The sequence below is a fragment of the Lentilactobacillus parafarraginis DSM 18390 = JCM 14109 genome, from assembly GCF_001435895.1.
Taxonomy (GTDB): Bacteria; Bacillota; Bacilli; order Lactobacillales; family Lactobacillaceae; genus Lentilactobacillus; species Lentilactobacillus parafarraginis.
On record NZ_AZFZ01000086.1, the window covers coordinates 1 to 6,834 of the forward strand.

The 6,834-nt window shown below is 35.6% G+C and carries 7 protein-coding genes and 2 pseudogenes; 5 read left to right on the forward strand and 4 right to left on the reverse strand.

Going from position 1 to position 6,834, the window contains the following annotated elements:
- The 4 genes from FD47_RS13070 to FD47_RS13085 form a co-directional block, all read left to right on the forward strand.
- A partial coding sequence (locus FD47_RS13070) for a replication initiator protein A (protein WP_056980783.1) occupies nucleotides 1-1,100 on the forward strand: 1,100 nt, incomplete at its 5' end.
- 288 nt (nucleotides 1,101-1,388) lie between these two features.
- Nucleotides 1,389-1,568, forward strand: coding sequence for a hypothetical protein (locus FD47_RS13075; protein WP_054736411.1), 180 nt, complete (start codon nucleotides 1,389-1,391; stop codon nucleotides 1,566-1,568).
- A gap of 745 nt (nucleotides 1,569-2,313) precedes the next feature.
- Nucleotides 2,314-2,739 carry a hypothetical protein gene (locus FD47_RS13080; RefSeq protein ID WP_054736410.1) on the forward strand — a complete coding sequence of 142 codons (426 nt, stop codon included), beginning with the start codon at nucleotides 2,314-2,316 and terminating at the stop codon, nucleotides 2,737-2,739.
- Between the two features lie 148 nt (nucleotides 2,740-2,887).
- On the forward strand, nucleotides 2,888-3,859 hold the full coding sequence (locus tag FD47_RS13085; protein WP_054736409.1) for a helveticin J family class III bacteriocin: 972 nt from the start codon (nucleotides 2,888-2,890) through the stop codon (nucleotides 3,857-3,859).
- A 125-nt stretch (nucleotides 3,860-3,984) separates the two neighbouring features.
- Here FD47_RS13085 and FD47_RS13090 read toward each other — a convergent pair whose 3' ends face one another.
- Nucleotides 3,985-4,773, reverse strand: coding sequence for a hypothetical protein (locus FD47_RS13090; RefSeq protein ID WP_054736407.1), 789 nt, complete (start codon nucleotides 4,771-4,773; stop codon nucleotides 3,985-3,987).
- A gap of 221 nt (nucleotides 4,774-4,994) precedes the next feature.
- Nucleotides 4,995-5,417 (reverse strand): hypothetical protein, encoded by a 423-nt coding sequence (locus FD47_RS13095; RefSeq protein WP_054736405.1) that lies wholly within the window; start codon nucleotides 5,415-5,417, stop codon nucleotides 4,995-4,997.
- An 89-nt stretch (nucleotides 5,418-5,506) separates the two neighbouring features.
- Here FD47_RS13095 and FD47_RS13100 point away from each other — a divergent pair, with 89 nt between their 5' ends.
- On the forward strand, nucleotides 5,507-6,022 hold the full coding sequence (locus FD47_RS13100; protein ID WP_054736404.1) for a hypothetical protein: 516 nt from the start codon (nucleotides 5,507-5,509) through the stop codon (nucleotides 6,020-6,022).
- 37 nt (nucleotides 6,023-6,059) lie between these two features.
- Here the strand turns inward: FD47_RS13100 and FD47_RS15395 are convergent.
- A pseudogene (locus FD47_RS15395) lies at nucleotides 6,060-6,149 on the reverse strand (IS5/IS1182 family transposase); the annotation flags it as partial.
- A 44-nt stretch (nucleotides 6,150-6,193) separates the two neighbouring features.
- A pseudogene (locus FD47_RS15910) lies at nucleotides 6,194-6,300 on the reverse strand (DUF536 domain-containing protein); the annotation flags it as partial.
- Between the last annotated feature and the right edge of the window lie 534 nt (nucleotides 6,301-6,834).

Genomic DNA, 6,834 nt, shown 5'->3' on the forward strand with positions numbered 1-6,834 from the left:
ATCAAACAAATTTCAAGTTTTATCAAGCTGATAACGTTTATGGGGCCTTGTTCTTCCAGTTTCCAAAAGTATTGATGTATAGCCAGCAATATCGAGGATTAAGTGATGCCGCTAAGCTAGCTTACATGGTACTAAAAGACCGGCTAGAGTATTCTTTACGCAATCACTGGATTGATGAGGAAGGGCACGTCTACTTTATTTTTACCAATCAAGAACTTAAAGATTTATTCGACTGCTCAAATGATAAGTTAGCAGCCGTGAAAAAAGACTTGGAACGTGCAGGACTACTTTATCAAAAAGCCATGCATTTCAATCCCAAAACTGGCAAAAACGAACCCAATCGACTTTACCTGGCCGAACTAGATATGCAGTCAACTGACGTCTATTTACGCGGTGAATATGCTCAAAAAGAGCCGCAAACCCTTGCTACGAGCGAAAATCCGAAAATCGGACGTTCGCGGGAGACCGCTCAAACCCTTGCTACGAGCGAAAATCCGAAAATCGGACGTTCGCGAAAGTTCGTTGACGACACCCCGCAAACCCTTGCTACGAGCGAAAATCCGAAAATCGGACACGATCTAGATAAAGAACTTAAAGAAAGAGATACTAATAGATACAATATAGATACTCAAAAGTTGGACTTTTCCACAGCCCAATTCTCACCAGCAGAACTAGAAAAGCAAAACAAGGATTTGGTGAACCATGCTAATGACTTCTTAACTGATGAAGACAGTGGGCTCCCCGTTTTCTTAGAACCCGAAGCCGTGCAATTACTTAGCTTCTGGTGCCGAACTCCACAACAAATGCGCCGGTTCATTGGCATTATCTTAAATGCTAAGTACCGAGTTGAGAAGGATCATCAGGACATTGGCGTTCTAATCCCACTAGACGATGAAGAACTAAAATCTTTGATGACTAAAGCCTTGAGACGCTACTTTAACGCCCTAAGAAGCAATGAAAAGCATATAAAGAACGTGGAAAACTACTTGTACGGCACCATGCAAAACCTATTTGGTGTTTGGTGGAATAAAAAAGCCAACGCTAAATATCAAGCTGAACATCCTGAAACAGGTCAGCATCAAGCAGCCCTCTTTAATTAGCTCTAAAATCGCCGATAAGCAATTTTAGCGGTTACCCGTATATTTATATTAAAAGAGTGATAAAACTGCTTATACGAATAATCAGCGAGCAATTTTAACCGGCTTAGCCAACTCGAATCATCGGGCTAATCATTTTAACTGATCACTGATTGACTAGTTTAGCTTAAAAATGCGCTTAGCAGTCTCCAGGGGGAACTATGCTCTTTTTTAGCTACATGAATTAGCGAGAATAGTTTTTTATATTGATTAAACTGAGCATGAGCAACTTGTTCTAGGAGGCGTGGCTTTATGAGCAAAAAGATTTGGATTGTTATTTTTCGCTATTTATTGGCAATTGGGTTATTTGCTATTTATTATGCAGTGTTTGAAAATCAAAATCATGATTTAATTGAGACTGTTTTTGCTGTTGCTGTCGGTGTTGGGATTGCTACTTTTCCCGTTAAGAAAGAGGATAAAGACAAGAAATAGTTTAGGAAATATATAGGCTTAATGTTCTTGTAAAAAGATACTTATCTGGCTATTTTTTAGTGTACCTCATGTTGCTAATTGTTTTAATTATCTAGTTAAAATTAATAACGAATCAATGAGAGCTATTATGGCTAAGGAGTGTGTTTAAAGCAGGCCTAGTTAATGAAACTAGATAAAGAACACTAAAATTAGTGGTGGGTAATCAGCAGACCGAGTGAAACGAGGTCAATGCGCACTTATACATAGAATAAATTCTATGTTCTTATCCTAAATATTTGTATTAGATTTCGCTATGCTCAAACTGTAAAAATTCTAAAGAGCATAAAGGGACTGTGCATTTTTTACAAAATTAAGCCGTTTTGTAAAAAGATGAGCCGACAGTGTCGGCGTCCAAGCCCTTACGACAACTGCAATATTTAGTCCTAGGAAAATGCTACAGTTGTTTCTTGTAATATTTGTGCAGAATAGGGGAGTGTGTAGCAAAATCCTAGGACGTTTAAGTTGATTAAATGTTATTAAATTGGGATTCTTAATTTTTGAAAAAGCATCCTAGGATTTTCCTAGCATAGATTCAGTTCAAGTGCTTAAACACTTTTGAACTTAATTTTTGTACTATGTGGCAACTAAAACTGGGGACTGATTGGTAATCAATGGACGTAAGGAAAAAAGTCGCTTGACAGATCCAAACACGCGTTCGTGTAATTTAAGCAAACGTGTGTTCTTGAACAAAGGCTAGGTGAAGATAATGTTTCCAACTAATCAATCAACTTTAATCGATGATCGAGCCACTGAACGAGCTACCAAAGATTTTTTAATGAATTATCAACGATGGCAATTTCAACTCAACAAAGCTATTTTATTATTGCAACAACCGCAATTAGATAATCGACAGCTGGTTCAGAGGCGTTACCAGAAGGCACTCAAAGAATGTCATTTACGGGAACAGCTATTACAGGTACTAGGCAAGTTAGGCCCACACGAGGCGTTTGCTGCCGATTTATTAAGAGCTCGTTTTTTAAAACGCTGGTCGACTTCAAAAACAAGTCAATTTCTTGCTCAGAAATACGACTTGGATTATTTGGCTGATCGAACCTTTTTTCGTGATCAGAAGCAAGCATTATGGAAATTTGCTGGAGTTTGTCCGCAAAATCTGTTGGTAAAAAAGCTATGAGATGAATGGCAGTGATTTGGCAGTAAAGTGGCAGCAACATGGCAGTTTTTCGTGAGAAAACTGCTTTACACTATAACTATCAAATCGATTTGATAAACAAGAATTCCGGAATTGTGGTGGTTAAAAAATAAAGAAAGAAGTCTTTAAAATGGCACAACCAGCCTATTTAAAATATCGTCTATTAAATCTCCCATCCGCTAACGTGGTTCAGAAAGTTTATGTCGGTGCAACTTATGTTTACGCTTTACAACTAATTAATGATAATACTAATGTGGTTATTTCTCGAATTCCCAAAACCAATGTTACCAACACCTATGACTTAGATTTTTCTTCTGGTGAGCAAATGTATCTTAATAACTTTGGTCATGGTCAAACCTGGGAATATTTTAGTCATAATGGTGAGGATTATTGGTGGGTAGTTACTAAACCTAATGGTGGATCAGAAAATTGGGGAACTCAATTAGCTCGGGTTCAGTATAGTCCTAATACTTCAACGGATACGCCTTATAACGGGAATACTAGTGTGACTCGCTTGGCCTTATTGAATCATGCCACTTTGGATGGTAGTTCGTATGGCACACTTGAACGAGTTGAGGGAGCACTGTCCAGTGATCGAGCCACTTTATTAATTGCGGGTCTTGATACGAATGGTACCTCACATTTTACTTTATACGATAACGAAGCCTTGAACAACGCTATGGACAAAGTAGATGCTGATCATGGCTACGTTCGCTTGGATGAAGCTACCAGTATGCTTTCTACTGGTGTAACAACTCCGTATTATTCAATTGCTAACTTCCGAAGTGCTTTAACGAGTTCTTCAATTCAAGGCTATGATCTGTCGAACAGCTATGCCGTATACGTTTCTAGCGGTCAAGCTGCCAGTGACAATCATCCGACTCAAGATACTCCTGGAGTAACTAAATTTACTTGGGGGCATACAACTGGAACTCAGGTTGAGTTAAGAAACACCAATTGGGCAGACCAAAATATCGAAACCGAAGGAATTCAAATTGGATCTTCGGATTTGTATATTGGCATTTCCTACCATGATCTTCCTTATGCTACAAAAACCTTGGAAAATAGAGTTTATACGGCTGATAAAAGCTTTTGGGATTAAAGTTATTCAAAATCGATTTTAAAAAACGAAAGATTCTTGTAAAATTAATCTTTAAAACGTTGATTTTACAAGAATCTTTCTTTTTTTAATTAGCACTCCCCCTAAAAAGGATACTAATGTCATTTTTAGCTAGCTGGGGCAATTAGCAGAATAAAAGCTCCTCCGTAAGCAGCAGAAGTAATAGGCAAAGCTTTAACAGCAATCTTCCAACCATTAAAGTCAGTCAAGTTTTTTCCTTTAATCAAATTATATTCATCGGTATCTCGTTGATCAAAATTAGTTAAAGCATTAGTTATTTGTTCTTTAGCATAATCTTTGTAACTTAAATCACCATTTATTAATTCCTTAGACACCGTACTATTTGATGGTCCAGCGATAGATAGTAAGACAAAACGGTTTTGTTCAGACGGATCCAGCATGGATTGGTAGTCATTATAGCTATCAATACTAACATTTTTATTAGCGATAGTTTGTAGTTGTGAGTCAGGAGTAGCTCCTGTAAATAAATCCATAATTGTGGATTCCGCAGCTGTTGTAGAATTAGTGACGATTGGATTAATTCCCTTAGTTAAATAACCACGCCAAATGTAACCACTGACTTTGTCATTACCACTGGTGACAGCGTAATAAATCGCTGATTTCCCATTATGTTTCATTTGCACGCTCTTGGAAAGGTACCAAGTGGTCTTCGGGTAATTTTTTAAATTATGGAGTTTTGTTGTGTGATATTTGCTCCATAAATAAACGGATGATTTTCCTGCATAATAAAATGGTTGTGGATTCGGATAGGTCTTAGTTTTCCCCCATGTATACGTGGTACTAGCCTGTACCGATAAGGTTGACTGATTATTTAAAAAGCCTACGCCACCCGCTAAAGCTCCTAAGGTTAAGGCGGTTAAAATGATTTTTTTCATGATTTCTTCCTCCATTAATGGTAATCATTGTTTCATTTAACAGTATAACCGGTTAACCTACTTCAACCAACTGAACCGCTTAATTTAACTCTGCTGTAACTTGGCAGCCTAACCTAATAGATCTCTACTCAAAATCAACTCTTCAGACAAGCTGCGGAACACTTATTTGTTACTAGCAAAAATCAGCATCTTTAGTGATTACATTAGGGTAGACCTTAATGTTATTTCTTTAATCTATGCATTTTCAAATTAGAGATATCTGCACCAACGTAGACGTGACCATGTTTAGTATATAAGGTACAAAAATTTTCTTTGGGATTATACATATAGAAACGTTTTGAACTTTTATCTAAACTTTTATTTTTAGCAACAATAAAATGAAGAAAGCCATTTTTTTCATTCCATGTTATTGATTTATTTGTTTCATAATCATCTTTGTAATAAATAGTATGCCGATTTTTAACGTACATTAAAACGTATCTATGACCATATAAATGATTATCCCAAATTCCTAGATAGTGTGTTGGAAGTGTGGCAGTTCTAAAGCCATATTTTAAATTCTTGGCACTAGCATTGTTTGGACTAACAATAAATAGTGTAAATAATGAAATTACAAATAATATTGATACAAATAATTTCTTCACAATGAATCCCTCTTATTACAATATTTTAATCTTTTACAAATACATGATAAGATTAAATAAACTTTTAGCAAAGGAGGTTTAAGAAATATATGGCGACAATAAATGAAATAGCTAAAGAATTAAACGTTAGTCGTGTAAGAGTTTACCAAATCATTGCAAAGCTTCCCGAGGATTTACAGCCTAATAAAGTCAATGGGCACTACCAAATAGAAGATAAAGATGTTAAGTCAATTAAAGAATACTTTACAAATAGTTCTTTAAAGCTTAAGCAAGACAATAATGGTGAGAATGAATATAAAATTTTAAATAAGACTTTAGAAAACGAAGTGCAAACTCTTAAAGAACAGTTAACAAACAAAGATGAACACATTAAAGACTTAACACAATTGCTTGATCAATCTCAAAGATTGCAATTAGATGTCCAAAACAAATTGAATAAATTAGAAAACAAGGAAATAAAATCCTATGAGAGCACTTTTAAGAGCGATAAAAATAAAGATAATATAAATACTAACCAAGAATCAGAAAGTCCCTCTATGGATGCGAGAGAGGCAAATAATGAAAAGCATAGTAATTTTTGGAGTCGATTATTTGCCCCTAAATAATTTGTAATTAAATGTAGAGCAAATTTATAGAAGTTGTTTAGTATCTTTTAAGAAGTGACCTGATAAAAGCTAATGAAACCATTATAAGACTGGTATTGAGCTTACGCTCACAGTTGTGCCATAAACGGTAGACCACTTTGGATAATCAGCAACAAAGATACTAAACAGCTTCTGACTGTTCTTTTGTTGATTCTTTGCTGGTAGTCTTTGGTAGTGATATTGAGTAGTTTGTTTGGAGCCTTTAATTCATCTGCAAGTTGTTTAATTGTTTTGACCAAGGTTAATCACCACCCAGTTTGAATTAGAAATGCTCTTTCTCTATTTTGAAGTCAATCTATCTAAAATACAACTTCAATCAGCAAAAATAGTTATTGTTGCGTTAAAAACGGTGTGCTAAACTAAAGCTAATTTAACAACCGAATATTAATAGATCACGTTAATAAGCAAAAAATCCCAATCCACTTGGGATTGAGATTTTTTGCTTATTAGCAAGTAGCTAACACCCAGCTACTTAGATTCAGTCGATTTGAAACCGCCAAGTTAAAATCGACTGAACATTGAAATCTAATTTATAGATTAATTATACCGCGGACTAGTCCGTCAGGACAAGTTAAGGATAGTTAAAAAATAAATTAAAACCAATGGACTAAGTAGCTAGCAAAGAGCTGCCTAGTCCATTTTTATTTAGCTGTTAAAAATAAAAGAAGTTGCCTTAGGCAACTAGAAAACAACACACGCTGCTGAATCACAAAACATTCATCGTTTGAGGCTTTGTGATTCGGTTAGAGCATATCAGATTTGTATTTTAAAGC